The organism is Chitinophaga polysaccharea (assembly GCF_902150045.1).
Taxonomy (GTDB): Bacteria; Bacteroidota; Bacteroidia; order Chitinophagales; family Chitinophagaceae; genus Chitinophaga; species Chitinophaga polysaccharea_A.
The window spans coordinates 22,159-46,867 of record NZ_CABFVU010000003.1; the positions used below are offsets into that span (position 1 = coordinate 22,159).

Annotated in this window: 18 protein-coding genes; 3 read left to right on the forward strand and 15 right to left on the reverse strand. The window is 49.2% G+C overall.

What is annotated here, in order from left to right:
- Nucleotides 1–345: 345 nt before the first annotated feature.
- Together FN124_RS20555 and FN124_RS20560 are read left to right on the forward strand one after the other, a co-directional pair.
- Nucleotides 346–930, forward strand: a complete 585-nt coding sequence (locus tag FN124_RS20555) for a Crp/Fnr family transcriptional regulator (protein ID WP_142686672.1) — start codon at nucleotides 346–348, stop codon at nucleotides 928–930.
- Nucleotides 931–1,149: 219 nt separating this feature from the next.
- A complete protein-coding gene (locus FN124_RS20560) occupies nucleotides 1,150–2,121 on the forward strand; it encodes a quinone oxidoreductase family protein (protein ID WP_142686673.1) in 972 nt (323 codons plus the stop codon).
- Between the two features lie 282 nt (nucleotides 2,122–2,403).
- Here FN124_RS20560 and FN124_RS20565 read toward each other — a convergent pair whose 3' ends face one another.
- The 15 genes from FN124_RS20565 to FN124_RS20630 all read right to left on the reverse strand — a co-directional run bounded on the left by FN124_RS20565 (nucleotide 2,404) and on the right by FN124_RS20630 (nucleotide 22,383).
- A complete protein-coding gene (locus FN124_RS20565; RefSeq protein ID WP_142686674.1) occupies nucleotides 2,404–3,741 on the reverse strand; it encodes an ATP-binding protein in 1,338 nt (445 codons plus the stop codon).
- Nucleotides 3,726–7,493: a contractile injection system tape measure protein gene (locus FN124_RS20570; RefSeq protein ID WP_142686675.1), complete on the reverse strand. Its 3,768-nt coding sequence runs from the start codon at nucleotides 7,491–7,493 to the stop codon at nucleotides 3,726–3,728. Before FN124_RS20570 ends, FN124_RS20565 begins: the two co-directional genes overlap by 16 nt.
- A complete protein-coding gene (locus FN124_RS20575) occupies nucleotides 7,493–10,348 on the reverse strand; it encodes a contractile injection system baseplate wedge protein (protein WP_142686676.1) in 2,856 nt (951 codons plus the stop codon). The genes FN124_RS20570 and FN124_RS20575 overlap by 1 nt, the downstream gene beginning before the upstream one ends.
- A 9-nt stretch (nucleotides 10,349–10,357) precedes the next feature.
- Nucleotides 10,358–11,140 (reverse strand): contractile injection system tail -fiber like adhesin, encoded by a 783-nt coding sequence (locus tag FN124_RS20580; protein WP_142686677.1) that lies wholly within the window; start codon nucleotides 11,138–11,140, stop codon nucleotides 10,358–10,360.
- A gap of 46 nt (nucleotides 11,141–11,186) precedes the next feature.
- Nucleotides 11,187–14,984 carry a baseplate J/gp47 family protein gene (locus FN124_RS20585; RefSeq protein ID WP_142686678.1) on the reverse strand — a complete coding sequence of 1,266 codons (3,798 nt, stop codon included), beginning with the start codon at nucleotides 14,982–14,984 and terminating at the stop codon, nucleotides 11,187–11,189.
- Entirely contained in the window at nucleotides 14,981–15,403 is a 423-nt protein-coding gene (locus FN124_RS20590; RefSeq protein WP_142686679.1) for a gp25 family contractile injection system sheath assembly initiator, read from the reverse strand. Before FN124_RS20590 ends, FN124_RS20585 begins: the two co-directional genes overlap by 4 nt.
- A gap of 2 nt (nucleotides 15,404–15,405) precedes the next feature.
- Entirely contained in the window at nucleotides 15,406–15,708 is a 303-nt protein-coding gene (locus FN124_RS20595) for a PAAR domain-containing contractile injection system baseplate protein (protein WP_142686680.1), read from the reverse strand.
- A gap of 16 nt (nucleotides 15,709–15,724) precedes the next feature.
- Nucleotides 15,725–17,533, reverse strand: coding sequence for a type VI secretion system tip protein VgrG (gene vgrG / locus FN124_RS20600; protein WP_142686681.1), 1,809 nt, complete (start codon nucleotides 17,531–17,533; stop codon nucleotides 15,725–15,727).
- A gap of 6 nt (nucleotides 17,534–17,539) precedes the next feature.
- Nucleotides 17,540–18,214, reverse strand: a complete 675-nt coding sequence (locus FN124_RS20605) for a CIS tube protein (RefSeq protein WP_142686682.1) — start codon at nucleotides 18,212–18,214, stop codon at nucleotides 17,540–17,542.
- Complete coding sequence (locus FN124_RS30935; protein ID WP_185937292.1) at nucleotides 18,211–18,378, reverse strand: DUF5908 family protein; 168 nt, start codon at nucleotides 18,376–18,378, stop codon at nucleotides 18,211–18,213. The genes FN124_RS20605 and FN124_RS30935 overlap by 4 nt, the downstream gene beginning before the upstream one ends.
- A gap of 2 nt (nucleotides 18,379–18,380) precedes the next feature.
- Nucleotides 18,381–18,854 carry a phage tail protein gene (locus FN124_RS20610; RefSeq protein WP_142686683.1) on the reverse strand — a complete coding sequence of 158 codons (474 nt, stop codon included), beginning with the start codon at nucleotides 18,852–18,854 and terminating at the stop codon, nucleotides 18,381–18,383.
- An 81-nt stretch (nucleotides 18,855–18,935) separates the two neighbouring features.
- Nucleotides 18,936–19,391, reverse strand: coding sequence for a phage tail protein (locus tag FN124_RS20615; protein ID WP_079467630.1), 456 nt, complete (start codon nucleotides 19,389–19,391; stop codon nucleotides 18,936–18,938).
- Nucleotides 19,392–19,433: 42 nt separating this feature from the next.
- Complete coding sequence (locus FN124_RS20620; protein WP_142686684.1) at nucleotides 19,434–20,936, reverse strand: contractile injection system sheath protein; 1,503 nt, start codon at nucleotides 20,934–20,936, stop codon at nucleotides 19,434–19,436.
- Between the two features lie 17 nt (nucleotides 20,937–20,953).
- Entirely contained in the window at nucleotides 20,954–21,781 is an 828-nt protein-coding gene (locus FN124_RS20625; protein WP_142686685.1) for a hypothetical protein, read from the reverse strand.
- A gap of 29 nt (nucleotides 21,782–21,810) precedes the next feature.
- Entirely contained in the window at nucleotides 21,811–22,383 is a 573-nt protein-coding gene (locus tag FN124_RS20630) for a contractile injection system cap protein (protein WP_142686686.1), read from the reverse strand.
- 577 nt (nucleotides 22,384–22,960) lie between these two features.
- Here FN124_RS20630 and FN124_RS20635 point away from each other — a divergent pair.
- Nucleotides 22,961–24,709, forward strand: a complete 1,749-nt coding sequence (locus tag FN124_RS20635; protein ID WP_185937293.1) for a glycosyl hydrolase family 18 protein — start codon at nucleotides 22,961–22,963, stop codon at nucleotides 24,707–24,709.

The following is a 24,709-nucleotide window of genomic DNA, read 5'->3' on the forward strand; positions in this document are numbered from 1 at the left end:
CAATTTCAGGACTAAAAAGTTCTCATATAAAGTAAAATCAGGATTATCTGGGGTCCTGAGTGCATGCACTAAGCATTGGAAGCATCATTAGTGCGTTACGACTGTATGATAAGTGTATAGTAAGTGTATGGTAACTGTATGGTGAGTACTACACATAGGCGAGTCCTAAGTATCTGTGAAGTATGCGATAAGTAACTGATCTCCCATACCACAAGAGAGACCGTCCGGAACGATGGTCTCTCTTGTACTATATAACAACCAGGGAAGTAATTGGTTGATTATTAATTAATAGCGATTGTAGGCTGATGATCTGTTTTGAAGTAACTTTATCCCCAAACCACCCAAATGATCTTTCACTTTAAATCAAAATTCCCGCAGCTGAGCGTCTTCTGGGACAAATACCTGGAATTCCAGACCCGCCTGGAGCTTCCGGCAAAATCAGTATTGCTGGAAGAAGGAAAGGTATCCCAAAACTATATCTTCATAGAAAAAGGCTGTGTCCGGCTGTTCTTTAATAATAACGGGATAGATAAAACCATACAATTCTTTTTTGAGAATGAAGGATTAAGCTCACTTGAAAGCTTTATCAATAATACCCCCAGTTTTTTTACCATTGAAACCATCGAGCCTTCGGTGGTGTACCTGCTTCCAAAGATGTATGTGAACCAGCTGATCGAAGAGCTGTCAAAGCAGCCCGACTTTCCTAAAATGATGATGCAGATGTTCATAATGCGGCAAACCCATTATGTTGGCGAGCTGGTTTCATTTATACGCGATTCCCCTGAACAACGTTATAAAAACCTCCTCGCGCAGCGGCCGCATATTATCCGCCGGGTCCCCCAGCACTATATCGCCTCTTACCTGGGTGTTACAAAAGTGCACCTGAGCCGGATCAAAAGTAAGATCGCCAAAGGAAAGCCGCACTTCTGAAACTTGATAACATATGTTATCGCCGGTGAAATTTATGGCTGCTAATTTTGCCTTGTTAAAAATACAGGGCAAATGAAATTACAAAGAACAATTTACCGGATTACCCTTGGTTTGTTTCATTGCACACCCGGCCGCGGGCAATTCCCTGCGCCCGTCGCCGGCCTTATTATTCTCTTCTTACTTCATTTATCACAAATTACAACACTTAAAAGCTAACGCATGAAAGCAGCAGTAATGTACCGGCATAGCGAAATACCACAGTACGTGGATATGCCGGAGCCAACAATACAGAACGATAACGAAATACTGGTCACCGTAAAAGCCGTAGCGATCAAACATTTCGACAAAGGGCGGGCCACAGGAAAGCATTACTCCGCGAGTGCACCACAGGAGAACGGCCGTATCATTGGCGGCGATGGAGTATGCCTGCTGGATAACGGCGCCAGGGTATACGCGGTGGGTGCAGACGGTATGCTGGCGGAGAAAGCAGTGGTGGAAAAAGACCGTATCGTAAAAGTGCCGGATGGATTGAGCGATGCTGTAGCCGCTGCATTACCCAATGCTGTTTTCGGCGCGGCAATGGCATTGAAGTTCAAAGCAGGGATTCAGCCGGGAGATGTAGTGCTGATCAACGGCGCAACAGGCTTTACAGGCCGTGTAGCGGTGCAGATAGCCAAATATTATGGCGCAAAAAAAATAATCGTAACAGGAAGGAACCAGTCGGCGTTAGAAGAGTTGTTGTTACTCGGCGCAGACGAAATAATTTCCCTTGAGCAGCACGACGAAGCATTTACCACTGCATTGAAACAAAGTCATAAGGCCACACCGGTGGATATTGTAATTGATTATTTATGGGGACATTCAGCGGAGATGATCCTCTCCTGCCTGAAAGGAGATGGCGCATGGACCAATTTCATCCGCTTCGTTTCCGTAGGAAGTATGTCCGGCGATCTCATACAATTATCTTCCGCCATCCTGAGGAGCTTGAATATACAGCTCAGCGGCTCGGGGTTGGGCGCATGGACGAAAGGCCAGGTAAAAGAACTGCTTACAGGTATTTTACCGGAGATGTTTATGCTGGCTGCCGAAGGAAGGCTGACCGTTAAAACCGTGGAGATGGATATCCATCACATCGCGGAATTGTGGGAGGCGAATGTGGCAAACGGACAGCGTATAGTGGTAACCATTTAGTATGTAAATCATGGGGGCATCAAAACAAAAGGAGGGGTGCATAGCGCCCGGGCTATAGAAACACTGATGTCCACTGGCCCGGAGGGAATGAGAGATGCTTTAAGAACCAACTACAGGTTGAGAAATATGCCAGGAAATATCTCCGAAGGAGATAAAAAATATTTCAGCGTCCCCATGGAAAATAGAATATCGAAGGAAGACCTCTCGATTAAAGTTCCTTCATTGAAAGTAGGCGATTTTGAAGGCAGTGATATGTCGTGGCTGCGGCAATAAGCAGTTACCTTACACTATCTTCCCATCTTTTCCAAACTCCTTGCGGATACCCGCCAGCACATCTTTCTGGCGGATGGTTTTATCGCCCCGCTTCAGCGCCATCAGGCAGCTGTAACGCACTACGTTGATAATAGTGCCGCCGGCCATTTCATATTTGAAGGCTACATCTTCCAGGTTCAGTTTATCTTCCAGTACTATATGAGCTGGAAAGGACTGCTGCCAGATGCGCAATCGCTGCTCCGGTCCAGGCATGGAAAAATAGATCATAGATTGAAATCGTCGCGCAAACGCCTCGTCTATATTGGATTTCAGATTGGTGGCCAGTATTACTACGCCGGGGAAATCCTCTACCCGTTGCAGCAGGTAAGCCACTTCCTGGTTGGCGTAACGGTCGTTGGAAGAGGAAGTTTGCGTGCGTTTCCCAAACAACGCATCAGCTTCATCAAAAAATAAGATCCACTGCTGGTTAATTGCCCTGTCAAATACCTTCGACAGGTTCTTTTCCGTTTCACCGATAAATTTTGATACCACCAGCGATAGGTCGATGCGGTAGACCTCCATGTTGAATGTTTTCCCCAGCAGGCAGGCGGTAAGCGACTTTCCCGTTCCTGGCGGACCATAGAACAGGCTGCGGAAGCCCGGTTTTATTTTATGGCTCATGCCCCAGTCGTGCAGGAGTGTAGTACCATGTTCTATCCATGTACGGATGTCTTCCACTTCCTCCATGGCGTGTGGCTCCAGTACCAGGTCCTGCCAGCTGAGCCCTGTTTCAATACGTTTGGCAGGGAACTGCGTATTGTAATCCGGCCGGTGGGCCAGCCCTTGTGTAAACAGGCTGAGATATTCCTGCGAAAGGTTCAGGGCGCCGCTCAGCAATGGTTCATCACCGGCTGGTGTAAGGTGCAGGATATGGTGTTTGCTGAAGAAATGATCGGGGCCGAAATACCGGGTCAGGTTAAACCGCTGCTGCAAACCATCTGTTGCCAACAGAAATGCAGCCGTTTCGCCGGTGGGCAGAAAGCCGCCATGCTGCTGCCCTTTAATGCCGCCGAATTCCGTAAAGCCCCTGTCGTACGTAGCATTCTTTACAAAAAAGATATCCAGCAGCTCCGGTCGTATATGTGGGATCAGCGCCAGCAGCATGATAACCCGTTCGGCAGGCGACATACTGTAGTGTTTAATGATCTGTGCATACACGGAAATATCCTCTGTAAGATCCGGTGCTGCCGGATATTCCACGGCTGTTTGCTGGAAGTATTGCTGCATGCGCGCTGCTGCCAGTAACCGGAACCACTCCAGTTCTTTTTCCAATGCAGCCGCATTGGCTGTTGTTAACTGTACGTCCATTCTGTATAAATTGTTTTTTCCATCCAAGGGGCTTTGATCATGCCAATGCCCCAGGGTAAGGTTTGAAGTATCAGGTCATACCCGCGCTCTTCTATCCGCAGCCACCAGTCGCCCTCTTTTTCCCAGAGCGCGCCATCACGCTGCAGGAAGGCGGCGCGGAAGCCTTCCACGGAGGAATTGTTCATCTTCTCCCAACGCTGTATCACTACTTTCAGTAATTCCTCGCAGAGTTGCTTTTCTTCTGCCGTTAGCAGCATTTCCGCCGGTACAGGCTCCTCCAGCGGCAAGGCGCATAATATTTTGTTGAGCGCCAGTTCATGTTCTGCATGTTCCTCTTTCCCGGTAGCCATATACTGCAACAGGTGTACCGCACGATGTTGCGCCTCCCTGCTTACAAAGCCCTCGTCGTTTACCAGGCCCACACGTTTAAAGCCATAGGGGATAAAGGGATGTAGTATGATGAGGCCGGCATTGCCGGTGTAAATAGTATCCAGGGGAGACTTTTTAACTTTGGACCAGCTTTCCGGTTCCCGGGCAGGGGCTTCCGGTTCATTTACCACCGCTGCTGCCGTTTGCAGCCGGTCTTTTTCGTATAAGCTTTCCCGTAACAATGCCCGGTGCCGTTCTGTGTTAACGGATAGTTGTGCTTCCTGCTGCAATGCTGGCATCAGGTTACGTATATACGTATAGGTGAGTACTGCTGTTTGCTGTGCGCTTTTAACCAGCCGGGCGATCAGTATTGTTGCAATGCCCGGCGCCGCTGTTTTTATAAAGTCAAGGAAACGGAGGGCATAACTGCGCGCATCATATACATGAATATGCGCTCCCAACAGCAGCAGGTGAAAACGCCGGAACACCTGTTGCAGCTGCATTTTCTCCTGGCTGCCGGGAAGCATTCCTTCCAGCAGCTGTTGCAGCTCCTGCAGTGCATCAGTAGCGTTGGAGGTCCACCCGAGAGGGGTATCCTGCATAATGTCAAGAAAAGATGCCTCATCCAGGTGTTGCGCCATTTGTTCTATAAGCGCAGTATGTTGAAGTACTTTGCCGTAGAATATTTTTCTTTCCTGCCGGCTGCGCTGCTTGTAAAAGCGAACGGCCTTCCGCAGGTCTGTAATACCATTCTGGCTGCTGCCGCCGGCCGATTCCTGTAACAGCTGTAAGCTATCCTGTACGGCATATACATCCAGGCTTTGCCGGATATGGCTGTCGGGCGCCCCGGCGTAAAATGAGAATAACCCATATACCTGCAGTCTTGCTGCCAGCTGTTGACGGTAGCTGCTGAAGAGCTGCTGAAGTATGCCCGGCGCCGCATTAAATAACAGTATCACTGCCGTCCTGATGATTTCATTGGTGACGGATAAAGATAAAGACCCCAGTTTCTCCGGCAGCCGGTAACGGGTAAGAAACACTGTCAGCAATTGCCTGGCTTCTTCCAATATCTCCTGTTGCTGGTGTTCCGCGGTAATAGCGGTATAGCGTTGCATGCGTTGTAACAATGAGCGGAAAGCCACCGCCGGTTGATGGCGTCTGCCGCCGGCATCGCCTGCAAATGTACTGCCGGCGCCAAAGAAGTTGCCGGAGGCCGGTACGCCGCCTGTAGTAAATGCACTGCCGGTGGCAAACAGGTGATCTGCTGCAATGATTTTCTCCAGCCAGGGTTGCAGCAGTGCTTGTACTGGCTCAATATGCGGTTCCAGCTGAAGGAACAGCTCCTCCAGTTGCACAAATAATAATGGCGACAGGGTGATGCTGTCCTGTAATGTTTTTATGTGCGCCTCATGGTATTCGTATAGCCATTGCAGTAATCGCGCAGCATAGCCGGCAGTGGCATTACCTGCTGCTGCCGGCAACTGCCCGCTGCTAAGGAATTGCTGCAGCCAGTGGGTAACGGTTTGGGGCGATACCATTAGCTGTGCAGGCAAACGCTCGGTTCCCTGCATGGATGCGGCTGGAAACGTCCATGCCTGCAGATCATTGGCCAGCACGGTGTTCCCGGAAAGATGATTGATAACAGGCAGCAGCTGTTGCAACAAGAAACGGATCATCCGTGGCGCTGCCACAGGAGTTTCCGACCAGGCCGGGAGGAACAGGTGTTGCAGCAGTATTTCTTTATTGATCCTGCGGTAGCGGCCAGCAGCAAGCGATTGCCAGATGGCTTGCAGTATAAAATGTTCGGGGGGAATGGTGGTAATGGTAATAAACTGTTGTACGGCTATCAGCAACGTATATACGTTATCGTATACTTCTTCAGCGGCAGTGCCCATACCGCTTGTTTTCAGCAGCTGGAAAAATACTGCCGGCTTTACGCCGGTTATCAACCGCTGCATGGCCGCAGGTAGGGTAGCAGCATACTCCAGTATAGTAAGCGTTTGATCGGGATGCTGCACGGCCAGCTGTTCCAGTAAACTGTTCAGCGAGAAATGAGCATACGCTTTGCCCCACCACGATATACTGCCATAAGTGAGCAGGTGCAGGATCACGTCGCGGAGCAGCAGCCGTTTTATACCGGTGTCCGGGGCGAACGGCGTTGCTGCAATGGTGTCGTTTGCCCAGTTCTTTATCTCCCTTAAATACCCGGTTTTTTCTACTTCAGCCGCATTTGTTTGCATCAGGCTGTTCCATCGGCCCGCAGCGGTGGGGTGCTGCAATACTGCCTGTAACATCTGCTTTAATGAAGCGGCAGAACGGTAACCGGTATTCACAAACATCTGTTGTAATGATGTGGGCGTAATACCCGGCGCCCACCAGGGAATAGCGCCGTATAGCAGGTAGTAACGGAGCACGCTGATTTGTTCCCCGGTATCTGCCATTATTTTCTGGTAAGATGGATCACCGCTGGCAAGGAGTTTTCGTGTATGGGTAACAGTTAGCTCGTCGTAAAGTGATTTGATATAACTGCCCAGCCCTGTTTCGGGCATCGATGATTTATAGCGCCACCACGCTTCGTAAAACAGCGCCAGTATGGTTTCATAAGAAAGATTGAAATGCCGGGCCAGCTGAAACAGGTTGCTGCGCACAAATTCCCTGCGGTTAAAATTGCTGCCCCGCTCCATAATGAGGTAGGTGAGCATGAACAGCCATACCGCTTTTTCCAGTTCGCTGGTTTCCGTATGCAGTAATTGCTGTTGCTGTTGCAGCAGCAGTATTTCACGGCTGCCTGCAATAATAAATAACGCTTCTGCAGGCTCCAGTACTTCTACAACAGCTTGCAGTACGGTAACGGAGAACTGCCATACCATCCGCTCTCTTACACTGCGGCTTTGCCCGATACTGCGGATGAAATCCGCCAGTTTGCCGGGAGAGGACCTGGAGAGTTGCAGGATGATCTCTCCCGGTTGCGCGCGTTCGGCGGCAGTAGCCCACCAGGGCATCACGCCCTGCAACAGGAAAAAGGTCATGAGCTCCAGCTGCCGGTCGTCACCTTTGCGGATGGTAATATCCCCGTTAATGGTATGCTGCGTGCCTGCATGCTGATGTTGCAGCAGATCGGTGAGCATCTGTTGCATGGCGGCCAGGATCTTTGCAGGCAGCTCGGTTTCCATGTCTTTCACAGGGATGGTCCCGATGTTCAGTACCAACCCGTCGATAGAAGCCATCATATCGGCAGGGATCAGTTGTTGCAGCAGCTCGTCCACGCTGTTGCTGATGCTTTGACGGAAAAGCATACTTACTTTGTCCTGCAATGCAAAAGCCTTTGGCCTGGAATCGTAGGTGATATCAAAACTGTATCGCCGGATGATGTGTGCTTCCATTATACGGTAACTACATAATGAGAGAATAACGGATCCTTAATGATAAGCTCCAGCAGTGCGTTCGCCGCAGAAGGCTTGTCGGCTTCGCCGCGCATGGCTTTGAGCCAGTTAAAATAACGCAGCTCGAACTCCTGCATCGCGGCAATGCCTATCCAGCGGAAATACATACGGAACTGCACGGGTGTATGCTCACGGAACACTGCCTCGGTAAAGTTCCTGAATTCCTGGTGTTGGAAACGGGCCGGCCAGGAGGGAAGCACGATGCTCATACCAAATCTGAAGAACTCCTCCTGCAGCATTTGAGAGGCCCCGTGTTTTACATATTTTACTACATGCACCTGGTGCGGTTGCCTTTCTTTCATTTGCCGGATCAGCAGCAGCAGGTCCAGCATTGTTTTTTCAACGGCAGCTTTTGAGGCAGGAGCCGTGAAATGCGCTGCTGTCAGCAACTCCGGTGTATCGCCGGGATAGAAGTAAATATTATACTGCTGTTGCAGCTGCTGCCAGCTGCCATATGCGTCTTTTTCATTCAACGCGGCAGCCAGCGACGCTATATTGTTCAATCGCGCTTCCTGCTCATCAAGCGTGAGCCATTGTGCATGCTGTAACAGTAGTTTATTCCCCCTGTCGCAGATGCGGAAACCAAAAGCCTTATCCGCATAAGCAGGCTTCAGCAACAGGTGCTCCAGCAGGTAACATCCTTCGGATGCCGTGCTGATCTGCTTCAAGTGGCGGATCATTTCTTTCTGCGCCTGCGTGGATTCCCCGTAGGTCTTTTCCCGGCTTACCACTTGCCACAACGCATGTGCGGTGTGCCTGTATACTACCAGGTAAACGTCGTCTTCTCCATCGTAAACAATGCGGTAGTTAGCCGGATCCAGCCCGTAACGGAGCAGGGATACCGACTGCCGACCGTAGTCATATTGTTTGCCGGTGATAATTTCCCCCGATGCGCTTTCTGCAATATTTACTTTGATCAGCTCATCTTTCACTTTATACTCCTTCACGAGGTGCACATGTATATGCGCTTCGGGAGCATGCGCCGGGGTTACTTTCCACTTGGCCGAGTCAAAGGCGGCAGTGAGCCGTTTCCGCTTTTCCTGCCGTATATGCAGCAGTTTATGCAGCAGCGTTTCATAGCCGGAGAGCTCGCCTCCGTCGAAAATATCTTCCCTGTAATTAAAAGAGCGGTTACGGTTGGCGCTCAGCGCAGGCAGGTCCCGGAGGATCTCCGCTTTCCACTCCAGCTCAGGACTGATCCTTGCCGGAGCAGCATCGCGCCCATAGGTCTGTTCATAAAAGCTCACGGGATATTTCAGCAACACCAGGTTAAAGCGGGCCAGCAAATGATCCAGTATGGTATTCTTTCGTTCCTGGTACACTTTATCCGGCTCCGCGGCCTCCTGCATATTTTTCATATACGGGTTACCGTTATCCTGCGTGAAGTCGTCCCAGGAAAGCGGGGTTTGCTGAGTGGTAAAAGCCTTCAGCAGTGTGGCGGCATGTGGTACGTTGTATAAAGGCTGGATAGCATAGGTTATCGCGGGCACCTGCTGAAGGAAGGGCGAGAATAAGTTGCCGATATTACTTAGCTGTGCCAGGTAATTGGCCAGCAGCTGTTCAAAGAAGAGCAGGTAGGCTTTCAGTTGTTTGGCCTGTGCATGCCGGAGCGCGGGCGCATCTTTTTCCAGCCCTTCATGCCCTATGCCATAAATGGCAGGGAATTGGTGTTGCAGCGAATAGTACTGGCCAAGGTTGCGGTAGGTGGCTTTCAGTGGTTTGGAGGCCTCTGAATTTTTGTGGCCGGCAAACTTCCTGCGCGCTACTGTTTTTATCTGTTCATACATGTTGAGAAAACCGGCATCACGGAGATTGTATTCGAACTTATCGCTGGAGATCTTTATTTCATGTTTCTCGCTTATCATTTCCAGGAAAGGGTAATGGCCTTTTCTGATCTGCACGGGCTTAGCCTGGAAGGTACAGTTTTCGTCCGCCAGGTAAATGGCTTTTACCTTTGCTACACCCGGTATCTGTGACAGACTTTTCATCAGGTCTGCTGGGTCAACGGATTGCTTACGGGGATGCAGGTCGCTGCCGGCAACAAATCCTTTTTTCAGCAGCGGCCCTGTGTATATATCTTCTGCAGTATAACCGTTGATATACATTTCCGCGGCAGATACAAATCTTACCGGCGGATGCAGCGTCATTTCAAAGGCATTGCACATCAGGGCAAGGATCTGGTGAGGCTCATGCCTGCTGTCTACAATAATTTCCGCTTTGATAAAGATCTCCTGCGGTTGCAGGATGATTGCCGGCTCAAAGTCTTCCCCGATATTGCGGTACGACTGCAAAAAATGATCTGTCTGTACAGCCAGTTTCTGAATAAGGTCTGCATTGCCGGTCATGTTCTCTGCAATAGCATCTTCTACCTGTATAAATACCCGGTACACGCCTTTGGTACACCCGGATGGATGGGTGGTTTGCACAGGTTCTATCCAGATGTTCTCAATATTCTCTATTTCATCCAGCACCAGTTTCCGGTAGTCGTCTACTGTAACGGGGGCAGAGGTAAGCATATCTGCCCGCCGGAAAAAAGAATGGGGCAGCGGATCAATGTTGCCTTTTTTATCTGCCAGTATCTCCTCTATCGGGAAAGAGGTACGGTAGGCCGGATCCGTAATGGCATAGCACAGCTGCTGCAGGATAGTTACACCGGGATCATGCAGGTTGTAGTCGGTCCACTCGGTACCGGACAGTTCCTGTACACGGGCAATTGCTTCCTTCATTAGAAGATCATAATCCATTGCGGTGGCAATGGGTTTGTCTCTGTTGATCTGAACGGGAGTATCAGCCATATCGGTACATTAATAGTAATATTCTTCCGGCATAAACAACTCATCGCTCCATAGCCGGGTAATGTTGTAAAAAATTTCCACACCTTCCCCGTAATTACTGTTGGAACGAAGTTGCAGGGCATAGTTATGTGTGCCGCCTTTCCAGCGTAATTTGATCTTGTTCCAGAAGAAGCCATAGTGTGCACAACGCTGGCTGATCCTGTTATGCGCGCCGCCATAGGCAGCCAGCGCGGTGGCATGGAGCAGCGCCATCCTGCCTGCGCCTTTTTTACCGGTTCTGGCCATCACTTCAAAAGCCTGGCAGTTATCCAGCGATTCAAGGATGGGATGCCATTTGCCGTTGGCGGGAACGGTGCCTGTTTTAAAAGTGCCAACGCGGCCCTGCATACCTGCAAAACCGTTGATGTCTGCCTTGAACCGGGGATCGCTTTTCTTTCCAATACCAAGATTGCCATTCGTATGAAAGAAGAAGCTTTTTCCCGGGCCGGTCTGGTCATCCTCACCGGTACCGGGTTTCATCCGCAATGCGGGATAGTCCTGCTCATCTTTTTCCATACAGAAAAAAGGCTCAAGATCATCCGTGGCGCGGTAAAAGGAGAGCAGCCGTTTAGACTCGCCCAGCGTAGCCACCAGCAAACCATTGTCTTCGTCTTTGGAAAAGCCGTCTTCCTGTTTATTGATGGTGGAATCTATCAGGTAACCGAAATGATTTTCCGAAGGCATTACGCCGTTCCTGAAATATTGTTTGAGCTCATCACGCCCGTATACTTTTTTACTTTGTTGCATGTCCATATGTCCGGAATTTATATAAGGAGATGATTAGTTGATATCATGAGCATCATGGTGGCAGCAGGGAGATGGTAAGCATCTCTTCATCGGGTGCGTAATCCGGTCGTTGGTCCGTTGCCGTTATAGCGGGGTGATCGTTGCCAATGATCAGCTCACAACTGATCTTCAGCGCATCAATGCCCAATGGCTGCGGCGCTTTATATTCCGCTGAGCGCAGTACGGTGATCAGGTGCTCTTTCGATGGGATCAGTACTGATTGTGGTAAAGAAGGCCGGATCTCTTGCAGGTCGCCTGTGGCGGTATCTGTGGCAAAAGCGGTGAGCACGCCCGTATCTTCATCTTTCGTATAATAAAAGTGTACAAGGGAAAAACCGGTAATATACTCCACGTAAGGCTGCCGGTTGATATAGTTGAGCAGCTCCGATTTATACAGCACGCTGCCAATCTTCAAATGGGAAGAAGGATCAAACAACCAGGGGCAAAGAAATTTCTGGATATCTAGTTGTAACTGTTGCAGGTGACTGTTCAGGTTGTTTTCCGACGGATCCCTGAACAGGATGCTGCACACTACTTTTACGCTTTCATACACCGGGTTACGGATAGACAAACGGACAAAGGGAGAGATATGCTGTTGCATAAAGGCCTTGATGCGGCACAGTGTATCCAGGTCTACCTTCGGTTCTGCGCTGATAAACAAACCGCTGTCCGATTGCCGGGGCACAACCACAATGCTGGCGTCTTCGTCCCTGGCGCCGGGGGGCGCCGTTATACATTTTACGATCAGTATTTCCGGGAATGCTTCCAGCAATACCTGTGCAATATCCAGCGCGGTAACGGGGCGTTGCTTATGCCGGAGTCTTTCGCTTACGCGTGTATAAAATTTACTTTCCGATTCTCTCTTCCTTCCGCCGAAGGAAGGGAACAATTGCCAGATGGCCTGGATGGTGCGGATATCCCGCTTCGTGTTTTTTATAGTCAGTGGAGGAATGGATAGTACTGATTCGAGGGAATTGCCAATGCCCTGCAATACCCGCTCTGCTGTTACAACATTGGGAAAAATGCCGATCACCCGGGGTGTGATACATTCATGGGAAGGAGTGGAGATCCTGATCCACCAGGTGCCTGGCTGCAGTATACTGTTGTTGGTATTGATGCCCGCAGGTACCCGGATCTTTACGATACCGCTCCGTGAAAGGTTATTGGTATTATCCGATAAAAGGCACATACCGTCAAACGGGTGCCATTTGTTATCTGCCAGGTAATGCCAGTGCAGCGGCGGGAGATCGGTAGTGGTATCGGTGAAATATTTATCTTCCAGCTGGAACAGCAGTGATAGTTCTTCCCTTGGTTTCAGCTGGTTAAAACCAATGTATAAATGTCCTGCTTCATTGAATACGGGCAGGAGTGAAAAATCGCTGACCCCATTGCCCGGGTAAATGGCTTCATTCCCGAATACGCCAACGTGATGAACTTCCATAGTTTCTCCCGCCGCAAATGTTTTTAAGGGCTTCAATGATTCGGAATGTTCCAGTGTATAACCAACGGAAATGGATTTTATCATCGGCGCATAAGGCAGGTTGGGTTGCGGTTTTTTACGGGAAGGATGTTTGGCATTATATAAAATAATTTCCGGGAAGATAAGCGTATACAGCTGGTGCCCGAATGCTTCTGAAGGAGCGGCAAGCTCCAGCCTTACGGCACCCTGCCTGTAACTGGTGGTACTGTGCTTTACTTCCTTGTTCATTTTCATCCCGTTGGTAAAACTGATCTTATTGAAGTCGGCGTTACTGATCAGGGAAGTATCTGACAGATAGATATCGCCTTCTTTGTCGCGGTACGTTTGAAACAGCTGGAACAGTTCCTGGTTGCCACGCTCGGGTAAAAACACACCGTTGTTGATACTGCTTATGCCCACTTTATAGGCGTTGTTGGTGATGCCGCCGGGATAGGCGGCATAGTAGCTGTCGAACCCGTTTATATTTTTTGGAAGATCCAGCCATTCCAGTTTAATATTGAAGTCTTTCGTATACTTATTAAACACATTGGTATTACAGATATCGAGAAACGAGCCTATTGCAGGCATGGGGCCAAACATCCGGAAGGAGTGGAGCGCATTTATTTCGCCGATATTATTGTCCAGCTTTACCGCACGGAAGCCGCTTACCTTAGCCGTTACCGTTACCCTTTCCAGCACCAGGTGGCGCAGGAAGGAATAGGGGTGATGGAAGCTGTTATTGTTGAGCAATACTTTCAGCAATGGCAAGGCCGATGAAATATTGTTCCCATGTATTTCCGGGTCAAACACACAGAAAGCGGCTTCACTGCTGCGCAGCAGGAAGTTGATCACAACGGCATTATCGGCCTGTTCTGTGGCAGTGCAGCGAACGTTGTAATGACTGATCCGTTCCCATCCGGCCGGGGAGGTGTAGTAGAGAATGAATGCGCCCGACATCAGCTCACTGTTGGTGATAGCGGCGTTCCTGCCGGTAACGGCGGAGAAGTTCTGCAGGTATTTTATTAAGCCGGCATAACTGGCCGCGCTGAAATGCAGCCGCACCTGTACAGAGCGGGCGCCTTCTGTAAGATACAACGTGGGCGATCCGATCATGAATCCCAGGGAAGCATCTTCCATGGTGCGCACCGATTGGGAAAGATCATGCTGGTCCTCCCCCAGCAATGGCCAGGTAACAGGAGGGGTGGTAAGTTTGGCAAAAGCCGGTGGCGGAATTACCGGGTGAACGGCATGATAGATAGCTGCTTCGCAGATATTACTGGTTTGGAGTGATCGTGCGGCAATCTGTAAATAGTTACTTACATACAGGGTATGTATGGCGGTAATGGTAGTGGCATGTACTTTCAGATGCTCTGTCAGCTGGTATTTCAGCGGTTCCTTCTTAGCGGGGCTGGGAGCAAGCAGTATCTCTCCCTTTTCCAGTGTAAGGTGACTGATCTGGGGAGCCGGCGTTACCAGGATATGTACTTTATCCGGTACTGCGTGCAGCGGTTCCATACCCAGTATGGTACGGTAGTAATAATCCAGGTGTCTTTTGGGTATTTCATTGATCTGGTCCTGCAGGTGCCTGTAAAGCTCCGTAAAGGTCATTAGCAGCCCCATATGCGGCGTATGTTTCCGTTCGCGGAGCTGGTTCTTCAGGTAAAAGGAAGAGGCGCTGGAAGTCTGGTAAAACTTTGTGCGCAGGGTGTCATAGATCTCATTCAGTGAAAAGAACCCGCTGAAGGTATCATCGCCGTCTGTGGTATGCGGGGGGATGCCGGGGAATAATTGCTGCAACCGGGCAGTAGTGGCAGTACCACGCAGGGTATGGTGCCGGGCTGTTTCATAAGGGAACAGCTGCCTTACCTGTATTTCGTACCGGTATAGTCTGGCGGTTTCTTCTTCCACCGACTGGACCACCTGTTCCACATAATGCTGGATCACCCGCTGTTTATCTGCCAGGGCAAGCTTCTGCAATACATCCATCAGCTCAATGGCAATATCGTAGAGGAGCACAAAGAAACCGGCGGTATGTTTAAATAGACTGGCTTCATTATCTGCTTTTCCCATTGCTTCCCGCAGGTGAAGATATTTTTCCTCGTAAGCGGTGAACTGCAGGTTGGAGCAGATGATGAGCACGATCACAAGATCGGCATGAAAAAATTCCTGCCAGTCGCCATCGGGCTGATGCTGGAAATTATAATAATTGAACTGGCTGGAAAGTGCCGTCAGCTGCGCCAGCAGGTCGAAGGTGCTCCGGTTGTCTACTTTTACATACGCAGGCTGCAATGCATTCAGTTGCCGTTCCAACTGGTTCACGCCATCCTGTATATTTTCAAAGTAGTTGTTCATCGTGTGCTGATATTGGTACCTTCCAGGAAATAGAACGGATATACCATGTTGTGCCGGGTATTGGTGGCGATCACGGTATAGTTGATCTGCACATACACCACGCCGCTCTCCATGGTCTGGTCTGCGATCTGGCAGTCGACAAGTTTGATCCGCGGTTCATACTCCAGCAGCGCATGATAAATGATATGATTCAGTTCTGCGGCGAAGCGGGAGTCTACCACTTCAAATATCATCTTCCTGATATTACAGCCAAAATCCGGCAGCATAACACGTTCCCCGGGAATGGTGCTGAGAATGATGCGGATACTTTCTTCAATATCTGCTATATCGGATACCATCAGCACAGATGCGTTGGGTTTATCAAAGGAAGGGGGAAAGCTCCAGCCTGTCCCTAAAAATGATTTGATCTCTTTTGCCATTGTTAACCTCCTATTAATACGGTAGGACATCCCAATACCACCACACCGCCATGCGCGGTGCTGTCGCCCATGCGTACTGCAGGCCTGCCGCCTATCAGCACGGTAAACGAGCCCATGATAGCGGAATCCGGTGGCCCTACGCAGGTGCACAGGTCGCCCACTACGGAAGCGGGTAATCCTCCAATCAGCACCGTAGGCATGCCTGGTCCTACAATAGGTCCGCCTACATGCGGGATGGGTGGAAGAGCCGGCGTAATAAGCGGGCATACATGCATATCTGTGATCCTTGCGGCGGGTTGTCCCATGTTTTGTTTTTTTATGTTAGTTAATCATTACCACGCCTCCCTGTATCACCGTGGATGCAGAAGAGGAGAGGGTGGCAGATGCATTGCCGGTGGCGCTGAGCGTAGTATCGGCCGATAACGAAAGCGTAGCCCCGCTCATTTCCAGCGCAGCAGTAGCTGCCGCATTGATGGATACGCCGCTTAGTTTGAGCTGTCCCGTGGCTTCCAGTGTAAGGTCGCTCGCGCTCTTGATGGTAATACCTGCCGGCGCCATGGTAATGGTGTTGCTGCTCTGGTCTTTCACCACTATTTCCTGCGAGGTATCGTTCAGCGTAATGCTGTTGCCCCCGGGTGTAACAACGGTGATGATCTTGTTCTGATCATCAAAGCTGATCTGCAGCTGGCTTTTGGTATACAGCGCCTTGATGTAATTGTTATTATCTGCCGGCGTTACCGGCGGTGTTTTCATCTTGCCATATAAAGAACCGATGATCACCGGGAAGCGCGGATCATTTTCCACGAACGCCACTACTACTTCATCGCCCACCTCAGGAAAAAATATAGCACCTGCGGTGGCGGTGGCATAAAAGGTAGAGAGCCTGGCCCAGGTGCCCTGCTGCCCTGTGGCGGTACTGGCCAGCATCACCTGTATGCGGTACTCTGCGCCGGGATCTTCTGAAATAGCTACCACGGTGCCCAGCTGAAGCCCCTGGATGGCCGGCAGCTGCCCGTTTGCCGGTGAGTACGAAAAATTCTCCCTTTCATAAATAGGCTTGCTGTTCAAACCAAACTTTGCATTTGTATTCCAGACGCCTTCTTTAAGCGTATGCGTTACTGCCCACACATAGGCGTTCCCGTTAAAGCGGGTACCTACACCTGATAAGGCGATCAGCGTATTGGGCCATACGGTGGCATTGCCCATGAAAGACACCTGCCCGCTGATAGATTCCAGCCGCATACGTAATAAGGTGCTGTTGGCCCAGGCCTGCAGGCTCTCCTGTGCAAGGGGGGAATTGGATACCAGTTGCAGCGGGGGCTGGCTCAGTGCGGAAGCCAGCGTGCTGGCAGTGATATTGCCTTGTGCATTCAGCCCCGGTTCCTCTGCGTTGGCAGTGATCATAGCCAGTGTTTGCGGATCCCAGGCGGCAGCGGAAAGCGAAGGCACCTGCTTCTCCGCGTTCACGGAAGCATTGAAGCTGATCAGCGATTCGCCGAAAGCTACAGATACTACGGGTTCCCCGCTCACTACCGGCGGCGCCGCCACTACTTTATCTTCTACCAGCGACACTACGTAACCGTTAAACTCTGCACGCGATAACAGGAAATCCCAGTCGGTACAGAACTTTTGAAACACCAGTTCATTGATGGCGCTGGTGCTTGTTACCTCTCCGCTCAAACCATTATTGCTGATGGCGGTAGACATGATGGCACTGTCGACCTGGTTCATAAACACCGCATCTTTTTTAGTGATGGTCATTTTCACCGCGCTGTGCTTACAGGTAACAATCAGGTGAAATCCCTGGTCGGTAGCCTGTATAGTTTGCTTTACCACTATACCGGTAAAAATAGTTTCCTCACCACTGTTGCCATACCCTGCAGTGATGGTAACGGTGTTGCCCGGTAAAAAGCTGTCGCTGTCGCTTGCCGGGAAATCGCCTATCACTCCTGTGGATGCTTTGGCGGTAGTACCGTCCGACAGCATAATTTCCGCATAAGAGATCCGGTTCAGTTCATGATGTATGGTCACAGATATGACAGGGTACGTATACTGCACGGCGGTGCCGTTTGCCGTGATGGTATAGTGCAGGGTAGGATCTGCTATATTGATAGGTACAACTGTTGCCATGAGCGCTTATTTCTTTAGCGGGGGGAAATAAAGCCCATCGCCCGGCCTGATATCATGAATACTGTTCAAACCATTTACCCTGGCCACTTCCATATAATATCCCGGTTCCCCGTAGATGCGGTAGGTCATTAATGGCAGGGTATCACCCGCCAGTACGGTGCGTATATGTGTAAGGTCCGGCGATGCTACGCCTGATTCTTTTATCTTTGTTGCAAAGGCTACGGACTCAATCACGTTAAGTTTTATCACTGCGCGTAGTGCTGCACCGGTAGTGCTGAACAGGCTGTATTTAATGTTGATGGTTTTGCATACGCCTGTGAAAGTAGTATTGCCCCAGGTGATCCGCAGGTAGTTGGGCCGGTGGTCTTCTCCCTGGTAATTGTAAGCGATGTTCATCACTTTTTCAATATAGGCATCTACGGTAAGCCCGCCGGGAATGGGTATCACGCCGGTTCCGTCTACCAGCAGCTCCAGGTTAAAATTGCCGGACTCCATGCTGCTGAAGATCTGTGTAGGCGCAACGGCGCCCTGCTCATCCGTGTTCTTGTAGTTGATGGTATAGTTGAGCGTATAACTATCCGGGTTGATCACTGCTGATACGCTGTCGATCAGCTGTGTGGTTTCAGGGTCGGCATAGCCGGCCAGTAATAATTTTGTAGGTCCTCCTGTAGTGTTATTCATCTTGCGGGTGAGTTCTCTATGCGGGTAATTAATTTATCCATGCATTCCCTTACTATTTTATCTTTCAGGGCCTGCAGGTCTTTGATGCCGGTATTTGCGGCCTGTTGCGGAGGATGTTCTTCTATGGTGACCTTGATCACCAGTTCTCTTATTTCCAGAGGCATAACTAACTGATTTGTTGAAAATAATCATAGCATAGTTCCAGCGTTTCCAGGGCAATGGAATTTTCCTGCGCTTTGAATTCAGATACTTTATATGCTACGGGATACGCATTTAAAAACTGCCAGGAAGCTACCAGTCCCCGGTTGGCATTCATCAGGCTTACCGTTACCGGTATGGGAGAAAAGGTAAAGAGGTTAATGGCATTCTGTGCCCAGGTGATCAGTTGTGAACCGGTGAGCATTCCTCTTTTAAGCACCAGGTTCCCGTATTTTGGTGGCTGCGGAAGCCGGTGAATAAACCTGTTTTCTCCTCCTTCCTTTGCTTCCAGCGGCGTAATGGTAGCGGTAAGACCACTCACTTCCTGGAAGCTGCCCTCATTGCTGCCGGTGATTCCCGGTACATTTACCCTGAAGTAAAATCCTACGGGCGGATAGAAGGGCGTTTGTGCAGATGATGGCGGTGGTGGCGGAATTGGCATGACAATTTATTTGAGGCCATGAATAAGCGGAGTAACGGATAACGAAGCCAGTTCCTGCGACTCCGCTACCCGTTGTCCGTTTTATTTAGTCAGATGCAACCCTTCATGCGCTACTTCCATGGTTTCCACCGCTACTTCATTGGCGTCGGATTTCATATCGGTAACCGTCATTTTACAGGGGAAGGCATTGGTAAGCGTCCAGTTCATGGCAGTTTGCCCTGTTTCGTCGAGCAAACTGATAACAATAGTGGAACGCTTGATGGTGTTCATTTTAATGAGATCGTAATTATCCCAAAGGGTGGTATCTCCTTTGAAGATGCCTTTCTTCAGGGTGATGTTATTGAACTTTGCGATACCGGGCATTTTTACCACGGAGTATACAGGGTTACTGCCGCCACGGTATTCTATTACCTGTGTTTCAGAAGTGAGGCCTGTTACTTCCTGGAATATAATCTCTTTGCCGTCCCACATCACCTTGAAGGAAAACTTTACCATAGGCCAGGTGGCCTGTGATTGGGTGGAGCCGTCATCTGCCATAATTGTAAGTTTTAGAAGTTATTGAATAAATTTTTGTGCGGGTTATGATTGTTGCATTTGCTGCTGGAAGGTGATAACGATAAATTCCGCAGGGCGTGTGAGCGCTACTTTCACCGTGATCAGCATTTTACCATCCAGGATATCCTGTGGCGTCATAGTAGTGCCAATACCTACCTGTACATCGAAAGCCTGTTCCGGTGCGGCGCCGGCCAGCGCTCCCTGTTTCCAGAGGTTTTGCAGGAAATTGTTGATCATGCTTTTTACAGTGATCCATGTAGTGGCATCGTTGGCTTCAAACACATAAGCGCGGGTGGCCAGTTTTACGGATTGCTCGATCATGATCAGCGTGCGCCTTACGTTGATGTAACGCCAGTCGAGGCTGTTGCCATCCAGTGTTCTTGCTCCCCATACCAGCGTACCTATGCCTGCAAATGGCCTGATCACGTTGATGGATTTTCCCGCCATGATATCTACGTTGAGATTTTTTTGTTCTTCTCCGGAGATGTTAACGGTGGGAGCTGATACCATGCTTACAGACACATTGGCCGGTGCTTTCCATACGCCGCGTGAATTATCCACCAGCGTGTAGATGCCTGCCATAGCGCCGCTTGGCGGAAGCTCGTTCATCTGGGAACGTATTTCCTCCAGTATATGCACGTAGGTGGGGCTGGCCGCTTTGAGCGACTGGTGATAGTTCTTTTTGGTGTTACTATCTGGTGTGGCATTGGTTTTGAACTTGGTGATGATCTGTGCAGCTGCAGGTTCAGGTAACAGTTTCTCCAGGTCAACGCTGGCGTCCAGGTTTTCGAAATCTACTTCATCGGGTTGCACAATGGTGGTTTTCAGCCATGGATGATAGGCCGCGCCATAGTTGAGCGAATTTACACCAATCTGTTCCCGGAAGGTGCCTATCACATCTTCCAGTACATCAGCGGGTTTTTGTTTTACAAGATCAAAGATGCCGAAGCGGCTTTGCATGTCCGCACAGTGCTGCAGCACCTGTGTATACACCGAGGTATAGGCATCAGCCCCCAATGCAATGATGTCGGGGATTACAATGAGCGTGGGCTCCGCTTCCTTTTCCAGCAGGGTGAAAACATTAGGCTTGCTGTCAGACCCGATGAAGTCGTCGGCCGCAATGGTGAAGCCATCCGCCTGGCCGCCGTAGGTGCCCACCGAGAGGATGTAGCAAAGACTTCCGCTGTTACCAAAAAACAGCCTGATGCTGTTGTAGAAGTAAGCAGTGTTGTTGTCTTTGATCTGCACCACGGTAGGCTTACCGTTGATGTTAAAGGTTTCCTGCTTCACCTTGGGATCTGCATCCGCCAGCGTGAACTTAGGTTTGAACTCACTGCCAAAGTATTCCAGGTACTCCGCGAAGGAGGTGATCCTGGTAGGCTTGTGAACAAGGGATTTACCATTCCTTTCTGCTTTCTGCGTATAGCCTATAAATACAGGCACTGCAGTTTCCACAGCGGATATGGAACTGGGGAACGCATTTTTCTCCTCAATATAAACCCCTGGGGTCATGAAGGTTGATGCCATATTAGGTGTTTTTTTGTTTAGTATAAAAATATTTCCGAGTACGTTTTACCATTGGTATACCATGATTTTCCTGCAGCAGATATCCTGTTGATCTCCGGTGAAGGGAGTGGAGAGATGATGACCTTGTGTTTGTTGTTGCTATCCGGCATCCTGTCTGCCAGTTTGAATATATCAGCACTTCTGTCTGAAAGCAGAATAGGGTCGTTGGATACCAGTACGGGAACCTGGTTTCTTTCCGGGAGCGCTGCCAGCAGCGGTTCGCTGAAACAGGATACACCGTTGTTGTTCAGTATCACCGGGTGAGCCAGTGCAGCCAGCTGTTCACTCATCAGATAATAACACCAGTATGTGCTCCTTGTCTTAAAGTGTATCCCGTAATTATCGAGCAGCGATCCATCCAGTGTCAGCACCAGTAGCCCGAATGGTTTTGTAAAGTATGTTTCCTGCAACTCGTCTGCCCCGCGCAGGTCTGCCGCATCAACATAGGCATGCCGGTGTAAAACGCCCGCGGCATTCGCGGCATCATTACCAAACATAAAACACTGTGAGGTAATATCACTTGTATCAATAGCTGTGTAGTTATAAAACAACGGATCTTTCAGTACTACTTCAAATACCAGTGTTATGTTACTGTTCAGCAGGTCGCTCCTGCTCCGCTTCCCGGCGCTCAGAGTATTATACAGCAACGTAAAGCCGGATGCCTGTTGTTTAAGCACCAGATCAGCATTCAGTAATTGTTTTCCGGTAGCAGCAGGTATGCGGATGCCAATGCCTTCATAGAATAGCGCCTGGAAAAAATCGTGACGGTAACGGATAGTAGTCAGTATTTCATATTGTTGTTTCATTCATATTTTTCAACTAGCTAAGGATAAGGTTATCTTGCCGGTAACATATCTCCGGCGGTGCCTGCAATAGCCGGCCTGTATTCTTTAATGATCGAATCGTCGAATGTAAGCATGCGCACTTTATACAATACGGATGGCATGTATTTCGCGCCCAGCGTGGCCCACATGTTGTTTAGCCTGTCTTGCCCCGGGCTTTCCAGTTCAAATGCGAGTTTGCTGATACCCGCATCCAGCGATGGAGTATTTTGCGCGGTAAAGGTGTTTTTTGATTGAAAGAATGCAACGGTGTATGAGAGGAATCTTAGCGCCTGTGCGTAGTTGCTGCTGCTGAAGTAGGCAGAAAATAACACATAGAGATTGATGGATACGGCTGCTGCTGAAGTGTTGTACATACCGGCGCCGTTATTTGATACGGATGTTCTCGCTGTTTCTTTTTCAACATTGACAAGCGTTACAAGCATTTTGTTTTCTCCCTGTATGGCAATGGAACCGTCCTGGTTGACTATACCGGAGAGGATCATTTTATCTTCGTTGATCTGTAATTTTCGCTTCAGGCTATTGTTAATATCTTCTGTAACACAGCTAAGGGCTTCATAGATCATTGGAATTGTATTTAATTCTTACCGTGTGATGCGTACTGTCCTGTAAATTTTCCGGGCTGAAAGAGGTCCGTTATTTTGAGAATGATTTCGAGTTTTCAAGTTGATGCCACAATATAAATTCAAAAAAGCGATTTAAATATTTTTATTTGAAAAAATATTTTTCTATCTTTTATTTCTCTTAAGCATCCTGATGAATCCCGCTCAAAAAATAACCGCCCTATTAATTGCATGCTTCATTTTTTTTCACTGCAACAAGACCGTATACGGCAGCAGCGCGGGTATGCATCGTTATTTCCAGGAATCGCCGGTTAAATTGCCAAAGCCTCCAAAGCCGCCACCAGTGCCTAAATTGCCGAAGCCTCCAAAGCTGCCGTCGGATACTTCTGTCAATACGAAACTTATACAACGAATTTTAAAAGCCTTCCGTTTCCGATATAATGCTCACGCGCGCGAGCGCGCACGCGTTTTATATATTATCAACCAAACTTTAACAGATTCACTGGTAGTTAGTAAGGACGACATACGGAAATTAAATGAAGCATTAACAAAAAAAGAGAACCAGCAATTTGACTCGCTGATGGCATTGCTGAATCAGATTGCTGCAAGTCATGCTACTGAACCTGCTGGTTCATCAGCGGATACCGCTGGTAAAAAAGCTGTACAGGAACCGGATAACCCTGTACCCGGAACAGACCTCGACGCGCTGGTAGATAAGATGATGCCTATCCTGCAACAGAAAAGTGAAGAGCAGGATGCGGAGAATACAAAAGCCGCACACCTGAATACCGTGCGCTCACTATACGGGCGCCCGCCGGATCAGGTGGATACATTGAGGATGAGCGACAGCCTCGGGGCTCGTTACCTGGTGCGTCTTTCACAGAAAGTGAATGTAATGGGAATCCAGCCATACTGGATGGAGCAGGATTATACTACCTACAATTTTAATGCGCTTAGTACCTATAGTTTTCTTGGTTACCTGGTAGACGGGCAAACCGGTCGTATACAGCCGGCCTTTCAGCAGGACCAGGTGAAATCCATTCCTGATGCAGTATCGGCAGGATGCAACCTGCAGTTTCTTTTTCTGGATAAGAAAAGCAGTAACATACTTGCATTGCTGAAAAGTAAAAATGCACAGGCAGTATTTTCGGATAGCCTTGCCCGTTTGCTGGCACAACAGAAAGCAGATGGCGTTACTATTTATTTCCAGGCCTTACCGGATCATCAGCGTACTGCTTTCAGCAATTTTATCATTACGCTCTCCGGCGCATTGAAGAAAGCGAATGAAAATTTTAAGATCAATGTAGTGGTGCCGCCTTATGATCCTTCTTACAACTACGACCTGCGCGCACTGCATAGCTATGTGGATTTATTTATCATCGATTTTACACAGGCCGGCGGAGAAACAGCCGGCCCGCTGGCGCCGTTGGATGGCAACCCTTCAAAGTCTTTGTCCGGCGCTATTTCCCGGTATCTACAGGGCGACATTCCACCTTCGCAGGTTTCTCTCTTACTGCCTTACTATGGCGCTGTATGGAAAAAAGGAAGGGATGGCAACCCCGATGTTTTCAGCCGTTATGTTACTTACAGCGACATCCGTAAACAGTATCCTTCCGATACCGTTCCTATCTTTGATGAAACTACGGCCACGTTTTTTATAGAAGTAAAAGATCAGTATGGTGTAGTGAAAGAAGAAATCTGGTTTGATGATGGCATCAGTATGTCTATGAAGTATGATTTTGTGCTGAAGAATAAATTGGGCGGTATAGCCCTGTGGACCCTGGGCGCAGATAACGGTACCACTGACCTTTCTGATGCATTGGTAGATAAATTCGTGGTAACCGATACGCTTTTCCTGGACACGGTTTCCCTGTATCCGCCCATCCCGAAAAATTTAACTTTCTGGCAGCGCGTAAAAAGAGAGCTGCACATTTATACTATCCTGTTCAAGGATCCATGCAGCGTAGATATATCTCAATACGAAGGAGATACCTATTTCGTTTATTTCACCATTGGTTTCTTTGTTCTATTTCTCATTGCCGGCGCTGCCTATTTTTATTTTGTAAAAACACAGGGAGACGACTGGAAGTGGCGGAAGAAGCTGCTGATATTGTTGATCGCATTGATCCTGCTTACAGTGGTGAGCGGGTTCATGGCGCTTTTCCTCAATAAGGAGATGCCGTTTGTAGGTATCAGCAGTGTGCCCGAGGAGTGCCACAGCGTACCGCTAACCAGTGTACTGGCTATACTGGGTATCGGGTTTGTGCTTGGATTGCTGATCATGCATTTTTTCCTGCAGCCATTTTTAAAGGATGATGATGTACCTTAA

Excerpts from the sequence above, each read along its gene's own strand:
- FN124_RS20555 (WP_142686672.1), top strand. The coding sequence starts at position 346 with ATGATCTTTCACTTTAAATCAAAATTCCCGCAGCTGAGCGTCTTCTGG.
- FN124_RS20580 (WP_142686677.1), bottom strand. The coding sequence starts at position 11,140 with ATGGACATGCAACAAAGTAAAAAAGTATACGGGCGTGATGAGCTCAAA.
- FN124_RS20620 (WP_142686684.1), bottom strand. The coding sequence starts at position 20,936 with ATGGCATCAACCTTCATGACCCCAGGGGTTTATATTGAGGAGAAAAAT.
- FN124_RS20630 (WP_142686686.1), bottom strand. The coding sequence starts at position 22,383 with ATGATCTATGAAGCCCTTAGCTGTGTTACAGAAGATATTAACAATAGC.
- vgrG (WP_142686681.1), bottom strand. The coding sequence starts at position 17,533 with ATGGCAACAGTTGTACCTATCAATATAGCAGATCCTACCCTGCACTAT.
- FN124_RS20565 (WP_142686674.1), bottom strand. The coding sequence starts at position 3,741 with ATGGACGTACAGTTAACAACAGCCAATGCGGCTGCATTGGAAAAAGAA.
- FN124_RS30935 (WP_185937292.1), bottom strand. The coding sequence starts at position 18,378 with ATGCCTCTGGAAATAAGAGAACTGGTGATCAAGGTCACCATAGAAGAA.
- FN124_RS20570 (WP_142686675.1), bottom strand. The coding sequence starts at position 7,493 with ATGGAAGCACACATCATCCGGCGATACAGTTTTGATATCACCTACGAT.
- FN124_RS20625 (WP_142686685.1), bottom strand. The coding sequence starts at position 21,781 with ATGAAACAACAATATGAAATACTGACTACTATCCGTTACCGTCACGAT.
- FN124_RS20615 (WP_079467630.1), bottom strand. The coding sequence starts at position 19,391 with ATGGCAGATGACGGCTCCACCCAATCACAGGCCACCTGGCCTATGGTA.
- FN124_RS20635 (WP_185937293.1), top strand. The coding sequence starts at position 22,961 with ATGGCATTGCTGAATCAGATTGCTGCAAGTCATGCTACTGAACCTGCT.
- FN124_RS20585 (WP_142686678.1), bottom strand. The coding sequence starts at position 14,984 with ATGAACAACTACTTTGAAAATATACAGGATGGCGTGAACCAGTTGGAA.
- FN124_RS20605 (WP_142686682.1), bottom strand. The coding sequence starts at position 18,214 with ATGAATAACACTACAGGAGGACCTACAAAATTATTACTGGCCGGCTAT.
- FN124_RS20575 (WP_142686676.1), bottom strand. The coding sequence starts at position 10,348 with ATGGCTGATACTCCCGTTCAGATCAACAGAGACAAACCCATTGCCACC.
- FN124_RS20560 (WP_142686673.1), top strand. The coding sequence starts at position 1,150 with ATGAAAGCAGCAGTAATGTACCGGCATAGCGAAATACCACAGTACGTG.
- FN124_RS20590 (WP_142686679.1), bottom strand. The coding sequence starts at position 15,403 with ATGGCAAAAGAGATCAAATCATTTTTAGGGACAGGCTGGAGCTTTCCC.
- FN124_RS20595 (WP_142686680.1), bottom strand. The coding sequence starts at position 15,708 with ATGGGACAACCCGCCGCAAGGATCACAGATATGCATGTATGCCCGCTT.
- FN124_RS20610 (WP_142686683.1), bottom strand. The coding sequence starts at position 18,854 with ATGCCAATTCCGCCACCACCGCCATCATCTGCACAAACGCCCTTCTAT.